Source organism: Paenibacillus thalictri (assembly GCF_004307995.1).
Taxonomy (GTDB): domain Bacteria; phylum Bacillota; class Bacilli; order Paenibacillales; family NBRC-103111; genus Paenibacillus_AF; species Paenibacillus_AF thalictri.
In genome coordinates this window covers 62366-78492 of record NZ_SIRE01000025.1, presented here as the reverse complement: position 1 = coordinate 78492, position 16127 = coordinate 62366, and the positions used below count along the sequence as shown (strand labels likewise).

The following is a 16127-nucleotide window of genomic DNA, read 5'->3' as shown; positions in this document are numbered from 1 at the left end:
TCCTTATCTTTCGAAATCAGTGTTGTTTCCATAAACTTAAAGGGGAGGAAACATAAATGTGCCAAGGAGGAACACATCATCATCACCACCACTGGGAAACGCCGCCGGCCCGCAAGCTTGATCGTCCTATGAGAATCGGGATCGGAGGGCCAGTAGGCTCCGGCAAAACCGCTCTGGTGGAGAGGCTGGCGCGCAAGTTAAATAGCAAATACAGCATCGCGGTCATTACAAACGATATTTATACAAAAGAAGACGCCAATATTTTGATACGCTCCGCGGCGCTGCCGGAGGACCGGATCATTGGTGTTGAGACGGGCGGATGCCCTCACACGGCCATACGCGAGGACGCATCGATGAATTTTGAGGCGATTGAGGAGTTGGAACGGCGTTTTTCTAATCTGGACATCATATTTATCGAAAGCGGAGGCGATAATTTGGCGGCCGCGTTCAGCCCGGAGCTGGTCGATCGTTTCATCTATATTATCGATGTGGCGCAAGGGGAAAAAATTCCCCGCAAAGGCGGTCCGGGCATTATCCGGTCGGATATGCTGATCATTAACAAAATCGATCTGGCGCCTTATGTCGGCGCATCGCTTCAAGTGATGGAGAACGATACGCGTACGATGAGGGGAGAGAAGCCGTATATTTTTTCCAATCTGTTTAACGGTCAAGGGTTGGAATCGATAGTGAGTTGGGTCGAACGAGAATACAGCTATGCCTGAATTGAGCGCAAGCATGGAAGCGGAATTCGTCAAGACGGGGGAGTCCACAAGACTCTCCCGTAAATTTCACAGTTACCCGCTGAAAATTGCCAAGCCTTTTTCCTTGGCCCACGGCCAGCTCGGCGTATATGTAATGGACGCTTCTCCCGGGATGATGGCGGGCGATCGTTATAAGTTCAAGTGGGAGCTGGGAGAAGGCGCGCATGTTTATGCGACAAATCAGTCAATGACCAAGGTACACCCCTCGCGTAAATATGCCGGCGGTCCGCTGGTGCCATCGGTTCAGCAAACGACCGTGCTGCTGCGCGCAGACTCGCTGTTTGAATATATTCCGGAACCGGTTATGCTGTATAAGGACGCTGCTTTGGTATCCCACACGGAGATCCGAATGGAGGCGGGAAGTGCGCTCATCGTTTCGGAGATACTGTGTCCTGGCCGGATGTCGCGCGGCGAGCTTTTTCAATTCGATAGCTACAAGAGCAAGCTGTCGGTATTTTACAACGGAGAAACCGTTTATTCCGGCAGGCAAAACATCCAACCCGCTTCCACGAGTTTTAACGCCAAAGGAGGCTGGAACGGCTTTACGCATCTCGGTTCGTTATGTGTTTTTCGCGAAGGGATTTGCTCCAAACACGTCGATACCGTCAGAGATACGGTGCGCAGTTATTTGGAGAGCGACCCGGCCTACCGCTTTTCCGCGGGCGTGTCGTTGACGTACAAGCATGGGCTTGTGCTGAACGTGCTTGGAACCGGGGCCGAACCGATTCAGCGGCTGCTGCGCTCGGTATGGGGCGCTCTGCGGCTGCTGTTGTTTGGGCTGCCTCCTCTGGAAATCGGCAAATGACGCTGCGGCGGTTGCACAGTGAAGAGTGAATAATTTTACCCGGCCAAGCCGAGCATAAATGAAAAGGGAGCTTGCCATAGGCAACTGGCAGCGCTCTCTTTTTGTCTATTATTTAGTATAAAAAGGGGTTAAACAACAATGAGCGATGTGCGTCCGCGGGCGGACCGGGCCAAATTGGAGAAGCTGTTCGAGCATAGAGCCGAGCTGATCCGCCAGCTTGAAGCGGTGGATATGGAAATCAGAAACGAGCAAAGCATCTGCACCTGTCCGGAGATTGAGACCCTTCCGAGCGGTGAGAAGTACTGTCCGGACTGCTTTTATATATGGTCGTTCGAGCAATTTTGAAGCACGCCGGCGCCGGATATAATCCGACAATTTTATGAACTCATGGGTGCGTTTGTTGTCAAAAGAAGTTCCGATTGCTATTATATTAATTGTGCTGGAGCGGATGAAATCAATATGCGGATCGTTCATCGCGTGTTTGCTTTGAAGACGCCGGCATGTTTTGAAGTACGTTTTGCGCGAGCCGCAAAACTTGCAGGAGGACATCAAGCATGGAGAAACCATTAGAGCTTGATTTAAACGCGACGAGTCAGGCGCCGGCCGCAGAAGCGGGGACCTACTCGGTTACATGGAGAGATTTCGTTCAATTGGCGAAGCCGGGCATCATTTTTTCAAATTCAATTACGGCTTTCGGCGGTTTTTGGGTCGCTTCCGGTTGGAAGATCGACTGGGTATTGATGATCGTGACGCTGCTGGGTACTGCGCTTGTAATGGCTTCCGGCTGCGTGCTCAACAATTATTTGGACCGCGATATGGATACGAAGATGGCCCGGACTCAGAAGCGTGTGCTTGCTTCCGGCAATATCTCGCCGCAGCTTGTACTCGGCTATGGCATTACGCTTGGCGTGGTAGGGATTCTCGTGCTGGGACTGCTGGCCAACCCGCTGGCGGCGCTGCTGGGGATGATTGGGCTGTTCGTTTATGTATGGATTTATACGGCCTGGTTTAAACGGACATCGGTATGGAGCACTTTTGTGGGCAGTTTTTCGGGTGCGATTCCGCCGGTCATCGGTTATTGTGCAGTCGTTCCGGAGTTTGACAAAATTGCGCTAACGTTGTTCGGCATTATGTTTTTGTGGCAGCCGCCTCATTTCTGGGCGTTGGGCATTCGCCGGATGGAAGAGTATCGCGCAGCCGGATTCCCGCTGCTGCCGGTAGTCAGAGGTTCATATGTGACGAAGATCAGCATGGTTCGTTATATCGTGCTGCTAGTACCGGTATCGCTTTTGCTGACGTTCTTTGGCTACACCGGACAAATTTATTTGTATGTAGCTGCGGCGCTTGGCTTATGGTGGGCGGTTATGAGCATCAAGGGCTTCAAAGCGGAAGATGAAGTGCTGTGGGCTAAGAAAATGTTTATTTTTTCGATTAACTATTTGACGATTTTGTTCCTGGTCATGGTGATCGATACGATTTCCCGAGGTTGATTCAGTTCGTATGAATAAGTAAGGTCCCATGATATCATGGGATTTTTTTTTGGAGAGGGGAACGGAACAGATGGCGGATTTTTTGAAGAAAAACGGGTTTCGGCTTGTTGTGATGGTGCTGCTGCTCGGATTGATCGTTTATTTCGGTTTGACGCTGCTGAAGGGGAATGAAAAGCAGTATCCGATGTCCAAGGCGGCGCCGGAGTTTCAATTGGAAAATATCGACGGGGCGCAAGTAAGCCTATCTCAGCTACAAGGAAAAGCAAAGCTGGTGTACTTCTTCTACGCCACTTGCCCGGACGTCTGCTTGCCGACGACGTACACATTATCCAAAGTGCAGGATGCCTTAGCGAAAAAAGGTGCGTTTGGCACGAAAGCATCGATTGTATCGATTTCGTTTGATCCGACTAAAGATACCCGGCCCGCCTTAAACGAATTCGCAGGCCGCTATCACGCCGATCCGAAGGGATGGTTTTTCCTGCGGGGCGATGAGAAGAAAACGATTGAACTTGCCGAGAAATACGGCGTGATGGTCGTCAAAGACGATAAAACAGGCACATTCTCGCATAGCAATGCCATCCTGCTGGTCGACAGCTCGAATAAAATCCGCTCGTTCTATAATGGCAACGACCCCGATTTGAACATCGACGAAGTCGCCGAAGATCTTATCCGATTAAGCAAATCGTAAGCTCCGGTTATGTTCTGGGAGTGGGGATGTGGGGGTGGCTGGCAATCGCGGGGTCTTCCTCCGGGTAGACGATAAATTCGTCCAAGCCGGCTTTCTCCAACTGCAAAACGATATATTCGTCCGGTGTCCCTTCGACTCCGGCGTAACCCCGGCGAGTATAGATCTGCTCGGCATCGGGAAACGTGTCCCGCAGGATGCCGCGGATTTTTTTGCCCGAAGCGTCGTTGTCCGTGAACAAATAAATTTGCCGGTCTCCGGCTTTTTTCTTCAGCGCCTCCAGCTTGTCCGTATTCAACGAACCGAAGGTGCACAAAATTAATACGTCACTCGTAAGAAGCCGCCTCAGGCGGCTTTTGTCGTTTTTGCCTTCCACGATAATGGCGATGGACATGAGGTTCACCTCATCCGTAGATGTCGTCCGGCAGATGATGCGGCTTCGCCGCTGCCGATGAATGGTTAGATCATAGCGCAATTTCCGCCTTTTCACAAGATTAGTATGCCATGGGCCGAGGGATCCATGCAATTGGGGTAGCATTATTCACATCTCCAAGAGAGGGTGCTGCAAAAGTCTACCTAAAGAAGCATCCGAAGACCTTCGCCCTTGTCCATAAACTATGGACGAGGGCTTTTGCCGTTCTATTACAACCATGGATCTCCTTTGTGGCGAATAAAGAAGCTATTTGTATTTGTTCAGAAATTGTTCAGTCCTTAATTGTTATGATTAGGAAAATAACCATTCCTACCATAAAAGGGGGGATTGAAGCTTCGGGGGCAACTCCTCAGTAAACCGCTTCGCCTATTGCTTCTGCTAGAGGGAAGTCGAATCGAAACCATTACATGTAATAGTTATTCAGTACAATTTATAAAAATTAGAATCATTGTACAAGTGGAGGAGCAGCCTTGAAATTACTAGATAAGACAGCGACATTCAGACTATTCACATTGCTGGTTTGCATTACTTTGTCACTTAGTCTCATGGGTCGCGAAGCGCATGCCTTCGGCGGAGGCAGCGGGACGCAATTATCTCCCTATCTGATTACGAGCAGCACCGATCTTCGCAATATCAACAATAATTCAACCGCACATTATAAGCTGGCCGCGGATATCGTCTTGACCGGGGAATGGACGCCGTTAAATTTATTCAAAGGTTCTTTGGACGGAGACGGGCATACGATTTCCAATCTTACGATTACTTCCGCTTCTGATGATCGGGGTCTATTTTCCGAGATCGGGGCAGGGGGAGCCGTTAAAAATCTGAAGTTGACCAATGTGAACATTACAGGGACAGATGGAAACCGCAAAGGCGCCCTGGCCGGAAAAATCACCGACGGTACCGTAACGCAAGTTCATGTCGTCGTCTCCGAGATAACGGGTACGAATGGAATCGGTGGATTGGTCGGTAATACGCTAAACGCTACAACGATTACTGAAAGCTCCGTAACCGGGACCGACGCAACCAGCATAATTCAAGGTGGCAGCAGCACCTCCAGCTTAAATATTGGCGGAATGGCAGGAGCGAATGCAGCTAGTGCCACGATCGAGTCGAGCTTTACTAATATTCATGTGACCAGTGCCAATGGCATAGCAGGCGGACTTGTCGGATTCAATCTAGGAACGATCTTGAATTCGATTGCCAGCGGAGATGTGACAGGCGGCAGGGATCTCGGGGGGCTTATTGGCTCACATAACGGGCTGCTCAAGTTCAGCTATGCAACAGGCAATGTCACCGGAGATAGCGGTAACGCAGGAAAAGTAGGCGGGTTGATCGGCTCTAACGGTTATACCGCCACCTATACGCCTCGCATTGAGAATTCATTTGCGGCTGGAAAAGCTGCTGGACCTAGCAATGTAGGAGGATTGATCGGTTTTAATCAGACTACCGCTACCTTTGCCGGCAATTCGTATTTCAATACGGACGACAATGTAAAGGCAATTGGCAATCAAACGACTTCCTCGGTCACTGGAAAAACGATCGCCGAATTAAAGCAAGCCGCCACTTATACCGGCTGGGACCCCAATGTTTGGTCCCCCGAGAATGGAAGTTATCCCATATTGAAAGCAATGCCGCCATCTGGCCCCGAGGAAGCTGCTGGAATGACCGTGACGGCAGCTGACGTAACAGGCGCATCGAACAACGGAAAGACGAAAATAAGTGTGGCCCAAACCGTTGGTGTCGGGAACAAGAATGTGTATAAGAATGAAGGAAGCGGCACGGTGACCATACCGAAAGTAGGCGATACGCTATCGGGCTATACGGATCTGCCGAGTGACGGCATTATCGTGGCAGTGAACGGCGACAAAATCGCGATTGCGGAAGTGGATGCGGCCGGCAAGGCCATGAAGTTCGGTCAAACGATAGCCGTGGTAGTCACAGAGCGCGAGGTGAATTATGCCGCGGGTGTCCATGGAACCGTTAGTTCGCCGAAAGAAACAGTCGCACATGGAGGAAACCCGGTGTCTGTACCGGCTGTTACGCCAACCAACGGATATAAATTTGCCGGTTGGAGCACAGACGGCGGCGTTACTTTACTTACTGCGGTGCAGGTAGGTGCGACAACAGTAACAGCGGATATTACCTATACCGCGTATTATGCTGCGGTCGCGAACACTGCGAACAACAGTATGAATGCGAGTCCGACGACGGCAGCGGTTGGGGATTCCATCACGCTTACAGCGACGGGCGACCGCCAATCGATTAGCGGTTCGATCCGTGGAGACGAGCGTTACATACCGGTTAGCTGGACTTCGTCGGAAACAGGAAAATCCGGTACATTCGCAGCTAATGGAGGAACATATATATCCGCTTACGTTTCTTCTGCGGCCGAAACGTATACTGTGACGGCAACGTTCCAGAAGCAGGAGTGGGACGGAATTTCATGGAGCGATGTTACCGGGCAGACCAATACGAAGACAGCGAACGTCACCGTCAATGCGTTTGGGACAGTGACGGTTCTCATCGGTAGTGTTTCCGGTGTGCCGGGAGAGAACGTCACCGTACCGGTATCTTTAGCACAAGCTTCTTCCAGTGCAGGTTCATACGGAATTCGGATCGTCTTCGACGCGGCGGCGCTCGAAGTTGCAGATATATTCGATCCTGCCGACAATTTGATGTTTGCCGCCAATCACAGCAATACGGACGGTTGGCTTATGGCCGCCTGGTCGGAAGGACTTACTCCCGCCAAGGAAGCGGGCGACACGCTCTTTCATATCCGATTCAATATCAAGCAAACCGCAAGTCTTGGAGACAAGGCGCTTACGGTCGCCGACGAATCCGACATCAACCAATTTTCTATGACCAATACGAATGCTATCGAAATGGTTAAGACTTTGACGGTGGGCAAGGTTACCGTATTTCCCGCTCTTTCGATTACGACAGGACCTGACAATCAAACGGCCGATGAAGGTGGAACTGTTCATTTTACAGTCGTCGCAGCAGGTGCAACCGACTACAAGTGGCAGGTGAATACGGGCTCTGGTTTCACAAATATAACCGATGAAGCTCCGTACAGCGGTACGAGTACTTCCACCCTTACCGTCACCGGCGTGTCTAAAGCGATGAGCGGCTATCAATATCGCGCGGTTGCAAGTGGCGCACTATCGCAATCGAAAGCATCGGCATCCGCCGCATTAACGGTCAATCAAATCCCGGAGGAGCCGACAATTGTCGATGCTGCAGCAGGGAATGCAAAAGTGACCCTTATCTGGAATCCGGTATCCGGAGCAACGGGATATAAAGTGTACAAGAGTGAAACCTCCGGTTTGTTCGGGGACCCGATCACTTCGGTATCCGAATCTGCCTATCGCTACGATGTGACGGGATTGATCAACGGAACAACTTATTATTTTGTAATCAAAGCGGCGAATCCGGGGGGCGATAGCACTTATTCCAATGAAGTGAGCGCAATTCCGCAGGCTCTAACGCCGGGCATCCCGAATTTATACAGCGCAATTGCGGGGAATGCCCATGTCCAATTATCGTGGACTCCGGTGCCGGGTTCCACAGGGTATACCGTTTACCGAAGCGTAGCTTCCCAAGTATATGGAACGGAGGTCGGCACGGTTGCGGGTTCGGTTTACAGTTACGATGCAGCCGGATTGACCAATGGAGTAGCGTACTATTTCGTCGTAAAGGCGGCGATTGTGGGAGGCGACAGTTCCTATTCCAACGAATTGAGCGCAATCCCGGCAACGGTACCGGCGGCTCCGATCGACATATCGTCAGTTGCGGGCAGCGGCCGCGCAACCGTTTTCTTCAACGGTCCTGCCGATAACGGTGGAAGTGTTGTAACGGGCTATGAAGTGACCGCTTCCCCGGGCGATCTTGTTGTCACTGGTTCGGCAAGTCCGATTACGATTACCGGATTAACGAACGGCACGTCCTACACCTTTACGGTGAAAGCCATTAATCGCCTTGGCAAAAGTATCTCATCTGAGGCTTCCGCTGCTGTGATCCCGTGGGTTCCGTCAAGCGGCAGCGGCGGTTCGTCATCTCAGCCGTCCACACCATCCGCTCCGGAACCCGCTAATACAGACGCGGCTGTGTATGTCAATGGCAAAGCGGAGAGCGCGGGCACAGCCGCAACGGTAGTAGTCAATGGTCAACAGGTGACGCGAATTGTCATCGATGAACAAAAACTGCAGCAGCTTCTTGAAGCAGAAGGCGAACGGACCGTCATTTTGATACCGGTCAACACAGCTAGCGCTGTCGTTGTCGGCGAGTTGAACGGACGTATGGTGAAGAGCATGGAAGCGCATCAGGCGGTGGTGGAAATTCGCACCGGACAGGCGGCTTATACGCTTCCGGCTCAGCAGATCAACATTGATGCCATATCCGAACGCTTCGGCACCAGCTTGGAGCTGAAGGACGTCAAGATTCGTATCGAGATTGCCACACCGCCGAATGAAACGGTTCAGGTGGTACAAAACGCAGCCGCGGCGAACGGACTGGAGATCGTAGTTCCCCCGCTGAACTTTAGCGTAAAAGCGTTGTACGGCGACCGAACAGAAGAAGTAGCGAAGTTTAACGCTTATGTAAAACGAACGATTGCCATTCCGGAAGGAGTCGATCCGAACCGGATGACTACGGGTGTAGTCATTGAGCCGGACGGAGCAGTCCGCCACGTGCCGACGAAGATCGTTTATGTCGATGGCAAGTATTACGCCGAGATTAACAGCCTGAGCAACAGCACATACACGTTAGTGTGGCGTCCGCTTCAGTTCAAGGACGTGGCGGATCACTGGGCGAAAGCTGCGATCAATAACATGGGTTCGCGGATGGTCGTGAGCGGAGCGAGCACCGAGTTGTTCAGTCCGGATCAGGACATTACCCGTGCCGAGTTTGCAGCCATTGTGGTGCGCAGCTTAGGTTTAAGGCTGGAGAACGGTGAGACTATGTTTACAGATGTAAGGAGAACGGCTTGGTACAGCAGCGCGATTCAAACGGCCTATGCGTATCGGTTAATCAACGGGTTTGAGGACGGTACCTTCCGTCCGGAGGAGAAAGTTACGCGCGAACAGGCGATGCAGATCTTGTCCAAGACAATGGCGATAACGAAACTGCAAGGAGTAAAGCCCGGACAAAGCGCGAATTTGACAATTCATCCATTCGTAGATGCCGAGAATGTATCGAGTTGGGCATTGAATGGTGTTGCGGATAACGTAAGCGCCGGAATCATTTCCGGCAGAAGCGGTGAAACAATAGCTCCGGAAGCCTATATCACAAGAGCTGAAGTCGCGGTGGTCATGCAGCGATTGCTTCAAAAATCCGCTTTAATAAACGATTAGTAGTGATACGGGGTCGATCCAGCAGCCATATGAACGGGTTGCTGGAGCGGCCTCTTTTATCGAACTGGAGGGGACTCATTTGACGCTCACTAGTAAAGCGCGATGTTTATAGGCTTGCGGCAGCAAGCGATAAATACCAAGACGCGGGTCTCGAGGCACAAAGCTGCTCCCCGCGTCACAACGCCTGGAGTCCCCCGGCGGGGGGATTGAGGGGGGCAACGTCACAGGAATAATCGAGCTTCTTTTATGCGTGGAGACCCGTTCTGGACTTAGAATCCATCTGGATGGATAACGGACGGACTGAGTGAGACTGTCGATTCATTGTGCATCATCCAACCGTTGTGTAACCCCCAGCGTTGGAGAAGCCCCCTTTCTAACGGACATCAGCGCAGCTATGTAAACCAAATCTGAGGTTTGCTTAATAGGACGGACACCAGCGCTCTTATTTGGCCTGCCATCGCGATTTTTCCGACTTTTTTGGGCAAATAGAGTCGCTCATGTCCATTAAAAAATGATAACCCGATTTTTTTGCCAAATAAAGGCGCTGTTGACCGTTAGCGTTGGAGCGTGCCGTTCGCATGCATAATGCTAACCATAGTGATGATGTTGTCCGTTACAGACAGCTAGCCAAAGATCGACTTTCATCAAGTTGAATCGAAGTCGCTTCATTTGCTCTGTTCAAGCATTTTGTGTGCGTTAGGATTACTCCATAGACCCGATATGATTGCGATAATATAACCAATATGAGCCCCGAATACCAGCCATTTATCGCTAACCTGACAACAGTGCGCATAGCCTGAAGTCCCCGGGGAGGGGATTGCGGGCGACCAACCGCTCAAAGTAGAGCGCGATGTTTATAGGTTTGCGGCAGCAAGCCATAACATCAAGGCGCGGGCCCGCGGCACACAGCTGCTCGACCGTGGCGGGTCCAGGCGCAGCGCCTGGAGTCCCCCGGCGGGGGAATTGAGGGGGGGCGACCAACCGCCGAAAGTAGAGCGCGATGTTTATAGGTTTGCGGCAGCAAACCATAAACATCAAGGCGCGGGCCCGCGGCACACGGCAGCACCCTGCGTCACAACGCCTAGAGTAAAGCGCGATGTTTATAGGTTTGCGGCAGCAAGCCATAAACATCAAGGCGCGGGCCAGCGGCACAAACCACCTCTACTGTGGCGGGTCCAGGGCGCAGCGCCTGGAGTCCCCCGGCGGGGGGATTGAGGGGGGGATATAAATAATGGCCTGACGCAAAAGCGCCAGGCCAATAAAAGGGGAGAGTGAGTCCGGTCAATCTAATTGATAAATGCCGCGTTAGACAAGAAGCGTTTCAGCATCGTTGCCGATTGAGCACGTGTTGCATGCTGCGCGGAACCGATGGTGCTTTCCGTCATGCCTTCGATGATTCCCGAATGAATGGCTGCAGCGATTTCCTTCTGTGCCCATACGATGCTGGATGCATCGGTGAACTTGCCGAGCAAGGATGACTGCTCGTCGGAAGAAACTTCGGTGCTCAGACCGGCGTAATTCATAGCGCGGACGACCATGGCCGCAAGTTCTTCACGGCTGATTTGCGCATCCGGACGGAAGGTGCCGTCTTCGTAGCCATCAATGATATGAGCTTTGACGGCTGCGCCTACAACGCCTGCGTACCAAGCTCCGGAATTCACGTCATTGAACTCGCCTGAATAAGTTCCTTGGCCAAGGCCGAGGGAACGTACCACAAGGGCGGCGAATTCAGCGCGGCTGATATTGCGGTCAGGCTCAAAGGAGGTGTCCGATACTCCGTCAACTACTAGCTTGTTAGCAAGTATTTCGACATAAGGTTGGGACCAGTGGCCTGCAAGATCGCCGAACGATTTGCTCAACGTGACGACAGTATAGATACTGCTGCCGTTGCGTTTCAAGGTTGCATTTGTTTGACCGTCCGTAGTGTCGAACACCGTAGGGACAAACGAAAGTTTTCCGGTAGCAGTGTCGTACAGCACGCCGGTCGCTTGATTCCAGTTCACGTCTTGGTTCACCGGTATAACGCGGCTGACGTAGCGGTTTCCGAAATCAATAGCCGCTGTGCTGTCATCGGGACCAACCGCAACGATATTGAAATCGACGGATGCCGCCGCTGAAGTTGCGCCAAGCGCCGCTGCCGCCGCTGCAATATCCGAAGCCGCCTGTCCGGTGACCGCACTGATGGAAACTTTAATCTTCAGATCGTCCACGGAGACGCCAAGCTTTTGCGCCAATTCATCCAGATTAAACAAGGACAACGGTAAGATGTATGTGCCGTTTGCGTTGGAAACGCGCAGCACCTTGTTTTCGGATGTAAAGCCGACCAGCGCTTTTGCCGGAATCAGTGCTAGATCCCCATTCAGGTTAAGCGTGACGGTGTCGTTTGTTTCGAGCGAAGCCGTCAAGGAACCGGAGTCTACGAATCCATCGGTGGTCACCTGAATGGTAGGACCGGATGAAACGCCGCCGCCTCCACCACCACCGCCGCCGCCGCTGGAGCCGCTGCCGCCTGAACTGCTAGGTGTGGAGTTATATACATTTTGGTATACCGAGTCGGTTACCTTTTCCTGCAGGTTCAGATAATTGTAATAACCGCTAACTGAACCGCTAAAACCGTAATGATACGTGTATACTCCTTCATAAACGCTGTATGTAACCCCGGTAGCTGTGGCAGAGCCAACTAAGTTCCCGTTCGGGTCGTACATGTACACAACGTCCGTAATGGAAGGTTCGTATACATCAGAGTAAACAGAGCCGGAAACCGTCCCATATTGGTAAGTCACATTCTGAAATCCTGTTGCCGCAAAGGCAAGAACTGGAAACAAAGCGGTAAAAATCATCATAAAGACGGTAATCCTGGATGTTTTTTGAAGCAATTGCTTCATGCTCTTGTCACTCCTATCTTTCTTTGGGTTTGTATTTAACATGGAACTCACCTCCTTCTAGCTAAAACTGTTCGTAAGGTGTGCAGGGGAATATGTCCGTAGGGAGAGAAAAAAATTTTCCAGCATATGCAAAAGCAAGCAGAGATTCTCTTCCTGGCCCACTAACGAGGATACTGTAGCTTTGTTGAAAAATGCTTTCTGGCGGTCTAAATCGGGCGACATGAAAAAACCGCCCAGCTCTCCGGGCGGCTCATGTTTTGTTCAATTAGATCCAGAAACCTGCCGAAAGAACAATGACCAGCAGGATGTACAGCACAAGAATAACAGCTGTTGAAGTCCAAAGACCACCATATCCGGGATTAACGCAACCTCCCATGCGAGATCCACTCCTTTCCAAGTCAAAGTACTGTTATTGCAATATCATATTATGAAGGAGGGGGGCGGATTTCTTAAGGCAAACACCCAGACTTCCACAAATGGGCACCAGATGATCGCAGGTCAAGCCGAAGCGGTTGTAAGGGTGCGGTAGGGAAGCAGCGTAAGTGCGATCATCAGCGCCAGAAAGGCGAGAAAATACGGCGATGTTTGCAATCGTAGTTGTCCGGCAAGAATGGGTCCTAAGAACGCGCCTACGGAAAACGATATCGACAGCAGCGAGAACACCCGGCCGTACCGGCTGGCGCTGGTTACGCTCGCTAAAGCAGAGGCGATCGCCGGGTAAATAATGCCTTTTGCCATCCCAATCAGAAACAGCGAGGCAAACAGCGGAATCATCCAGTTGACCGACATCCCAAAGAAGATGAGCGCCAGCGCCAAACTGCCGATAACAACACGAATGAATGGAGAATATTTGCTTAAGAAAAGCAGGCTGAGCGTTACAAGCGCTCCCAGACTGACCAGCGAGAACAAAATGCCGGAAGTGAGTATCGATCCTTGGGACTCCTTGACAAGCGGCAATTCAAAAAACAGAATGCCTTGGGAGCAGGAGAGTGCCAGCGGGATGCCATAAAACAACCAGGGAATGGTGCCATCTTCACCGGACAAGCCCGATGCGGCTGACGGCAGATGCGGATCGGCATGTTCAGGCAAAGCGACGGCTTGCTGGAGCAGCTTTTTCTCCTGTATGCCAAAAAAGGCCAGAACGCCGGTTATAATGAGCCCCCAACCAAGCAGCATAAATGAAGTGGAGAATCCGAGCTTAGCGACCAGAAATGCTCCGGCGGCAGGAGAAACGACAGACGCCATCGTATGCACGAGTCCGTTGCCGGCCATCAGCTTCCCTTGATGAATCCGGTCTTTGGCAAGTTTGGCGAGCAGCGATAGGCACGCGGGAGACAAGAAGGCCAGCACGAAGCCGCTGATCGAACGGATGACAAGCAGGTCCCAAGGATCCGTTACCTTAGATTGAAAAATAAGAACGATTCCTGCTACAATCAGGCTGAACACAATGAAACTTTTGCTTCCGTATTTGTCGACGCCGTAACCTGCAATCAGATTGCCAGGCAGGTGAGTGATGGAATAAACGCCAAGGATGAGGCCGATAAACGACGGCGCGGCGCCTAATGAAAGCGCAAACGGCGACAAAATCGGATACTGCGCGTGCAGATCGAAAAATGCGACAAAAATGAACAGATAAAGCCAGATTGCAGTTTTCATAAAATAGATGCACCACCCATATCTTATGGTTGTCTCTTTGCTTTACTTTACGTGCCAGTCCCTGCAAATAGTACGGTTTGTACGAAAAAAGCGGTCAAGTCCCCGGGCTGTCCAGAAGGGAGTGAAGAAATGGATCCTTATTTAATCGTTCTGCTGGCGCTCATTGTGGTTTCTGTGTTATTCCGGATACGCCGAACTTACCGCAAAACGGCCAAATCGGACAAGTCGGCGCAAATTCAGCGGCAGCTTCAAGAGTTAAGAAAAAAAAGGGATGAAGACCGGTAGGGCCGTATTGTATGATGGGAAAGGCATGAACAAGTACTTAAAACATGGAAAATAAGGGGGAATGTATGGATGGATTTTATTATGCCTTTTTTGCAGGACCGCTGGTATGTTATCATTGCAGCGATCGTTGTGCTGTTTATCGTGGTCCGTATCGTCAAAACGATTGTGAAATGGGTCATCATCGTGGCGGTGTTGGCCGGACTATGGTTCTACGGGGCGAGCTACAAGGATAAGCTGGTCGAGTTGGGTACGACGGCCGTGAACTCTGCGGTCAGCGAGGTAAAAGACCAGGCCGTCAAAGCGATCACAAATGAGGCGAAGGAAGCTCAGTATAAAGCCAATCCCGACGGATCGTTTACCATTTCCACCAAAAGCTTAAAGCTGGAAGGAAAGCCGGGGACAAGCGAAGTGAAAGTGACCTTCATGAACCAGACGTTTACGATGAAAGCCGACGATATGGTGAACGCGCTTATTGATCAAGCAAAGAAAAACACCAAGCAATAACATAATGACTCGAAATTCAATGATTTAAAAAAAGAATAAAGGAGGTGACCGGCATGCCCCATGAAGCGCTGCAATCGGTAACGTCCATGAATGTGATATCCATCTGTTTGATCGTTGTGGTGGCGGTTTCCGTATTGCAAGGCATGTCCAGGGGAGCCTCCGGTTCGGCGCGTCAGCTTGGCGGCATGATCGCGGAAGGGGTTATGACCGCAGCGGCCATTTATGCGGGCTGGACATGTGCCGGTCTGCTGTCGCCCGCAGTGCAGTCGTGGCTGGTGTCGCTGCAGGTGCAAATTCCCCGGGAGCAGCTCGGCATGTTTGAGCAGCTGTATTATACGCTGGTTACGGGAGTGCGCGATTTTCCGCTGCTCCGCTTTGGCTTGCTGTTTCTGCTCGTCTATGCCGTGGCGAAGCAGCTGCTGTACCGGCTGGCGCTGCCGCTGCTGTTCGGACTGTGGTCCGGACCGATCGCGCCGTCTGTCCGCCGCATCGGCATCTTAAGCAGTCTGACCGGCGGCGCGATCGGCGTGGTCAGCGGGGCGGCACGGGCGCTCATATTGGTCGCGGTGTTGTTTGTTTACGCGACTTTATTTCCGCAGACACCGGTCACGAATTACATCCAATCTTCCGAGCTCTACCAGCGCGGCGCCAAAGAGGTGATTGAGCCGGTAACGGGCGATTTGATCGCCAGCAAACTGCCGGTGTTCACCCGGGCGGTCGAGCAGGAATTCAGCGGCATCCTGCAGCGCAAATACGAAGTGATTGATGCCCAAATACCAGGGGATATTGCCGGAGCGGCCAAGGAAGTGACCGTCTCCGCCAAAACCGACGAAGAAAAAGCGAAGCTGCTGTACCGGTTTGTCGGCACAAGAATCAGCTATGACTGGGACAAAGTGAAGTTGTACGAAAATCAGCGCATCTGGAAAGAACAAACGCCGGAGGACACGTTCAGCACGCGGAAAGGCGTCTGCATCGACTTCTCGCGGCTGTACGCGATGATGGCCCGTTCGGTAGGGCTGGAAGTGAAAGTCGTGACCGGACTTGGTTACGACGGTCTTGGCGGCTATGGCCCCCATGCCTGGAACGAAGTTTATTTGCCGGAGAAAAAACAATGGATTCCGCTTGACTCCACATGGGTTGCCAGCGGCGGCAACTGGTTTAACCCGCCAGATTTCGACAAAACCCATATTAAGGAAGCATAAGAAGCGCCTGGTTTGTCGGTGCTTCTTTTTTTGCTTAGTTGACTTTTTGAACAACCTCTATTACATA

At 51.6% G+C, this 16127-nt stretch carries 13 protein-coding genes; 9 read left to right on the top strand and 4 right to left on the bottom strand.

The features are described from left to right. Positions 1 to 56 precede the first annotated feature (56 nt). The 5 genes from ureG (at position 57) to EYB31_RS29760 (ending at position 3744) form a co-directional block, all read left to right on the top strand. Positions 57 to 722: an urease accessory protein UreG gene (gene ureG / locus EYB31_RS29780; protein WP_131017135.1), complete on the top strand. Its 666-nt coding sequence runs from the start codon at positions 57 to 59 to the stop codon at positions 720 to 722. A 13-nt stretch (positions 723 to 735) separates the two neighbouring features. After that, a complete protein-coding gene (locus EYB31_RS29775; RefSeq protein ID WP_165452684.1) occupies positions 736 to 1566 on the top strand; it encodes an urease accessory protein UreD in 831 nt (276 codons plus the stop codon). Between the two features lie 138 nt (positions 1567 to 1704). Beyond that, positions 1705 to 1911, top strand: coding sequence for a hypothetical protein (locus EYB31_RS29770; RefSeq protein WP_131017133.1), 207 nt, complete (start codon positions 1705 to 1707; stop codon positions 1909 to 1911). Between the two features lie 209 nt (positions 1912 to 2120). After that, the gene (cyoE, locus tag EYB31_RS29765) at positions 2121 to 3056 is read left to right on the top strand and encodes a heme o synthase (protein ID WP_131017132.1); all 936 of its coding nucleotides are present in this window, start codon (positions 2121 to 2123) and stop codon (positions 3054 to 3056) included. 70 nt (positions 3057 to 3126) lie between these two features. Beyond that, the gene (locus EYB31_RS29760; RefSeq protein WP_240763006.1) at positions 3127 to 3744 is read left to right on the top strand and encodes an SCO family protein; all 618 of its coding nucleotides are present in this window, start codon (positions 3127 to 3129) and stop codon (positions 3742 to 3744) included. Positions 3745 to 3751: 7 nt separating this feature from the next. On the opposite strand, the gene EYB31_RS29755 is transcribed toward EYB31_RS29760, so the two are convergent. Further along, positions 3752 to 4135 (bottom strand): ribonuclease M5, encoded by a 384-nt coding sequence (locus tag EYB31_RS29755; protein WP_131017195.1) that lies wholly within the window; start codon positions 4133 to 4135, stop codon positions 3752 to 3754. Between the two features lie 509 nt (positions 4136 to 4644). Here EYB31_RS29755 and EYB31_RS29745 point away from each other — a divergent pair. After that, complete coding sequence (locus EYB31_RS29745; RefSeq protein WP_131017130.1) at positions 4645 to 9528, top strand: S-layer homology domain-containing protein; 4884 nt, start codon at positions 4645 to 4647, stop codon at positions 9526 to 9528. A 1286-nt stretch (positions 9529 to 10814) separates the two neighbouring features. Here EYB31_RS29745 and EYB31_RS29740 read toward each other — a convergent pair. From EYB31_RS29740 to EYB31_RS29735, 3 genes are all read right to left on the bottom strand, one after another. Further along, on the bottom strand, positions 10815 to 12413 hold the full coding sequence (locus tag EYB31_RS29740) for an S-layer homology domain-containing protein (protein WP_131017129.1): 1599 nt from the start codon (positions 12411 to 12413) through the stop codon (positions 10815 to 10817). Positions 12414 to 12678: 265 nt separating this feature from the next. Next, a complete protein-coding gene (locus EYB31_RS41035) occupies positions 12679 to 12789 on the bottom strand; it encodes a YjcZ family sporulation protein (protein ID WP_240763004.1) in 111 nt (36 codons plus the stop codon). A 122-nt stretch (positions 12790 to 12911) separates the two neighbouring features. Then, positions 12912 to 14069, bottom strand: coding sequence for an MFS transporter (locus EYB31_RS29735; RefSeq protein WP_131017128.1), 1158 nt, complete (start codon positions 14067 to 14069; stop codon positions 12912 to 12914). Between the two features lie 129 nt (positions 14070 to 14198). On the opposite strand from EYB31_RS29735, the gene EYB31_RS40410 reads away from it, so the two are divergent. From EYB31_RS40410 to EYB31_RS29725, 3 genes are all read left to right on the top strand, one after another. Next, the gene (locus tag EYB31_RS40410) at positions 14199 to 14354 is read left to right on the top strand and encodes a hypothetical protein (protein ID WP_165452683.1); all 156 of its coding nucleotides are present in this window, start codon (positions 14199 to 14201) and stop codon (positions 14352 to 14354) included. A gap of 69 nt (positions 14355 to 14423) precedes the next feature. Continuing rightward, positions 14424 to 14858 carry a hypothetical protein gene (locus tag EYB31_RS29730; RefSeq protein ID WP_131017127.1) on the top strand — a complete coding sequence of 145 codons (435 nt, stop codon included), beginning with the start codon at positions 14424 to 14426 and terminating at the stop codon, positions 14856 to 14858. 53 nt (positions 14859 to 14911) lie between these two features. Next, complete coding sequence (locus EYB31_RS29725; RefSeq protein WP_131017126.1) at positions 14912 to 16060, top strand: transglutaminase family protein; 1149 nt, start codon at positions 14912 to 14914, stop codon at positions 16058 to 16060. The last annotated feature ends 67 nt before the right edge of the window (positions 16061 to 16127 follow it).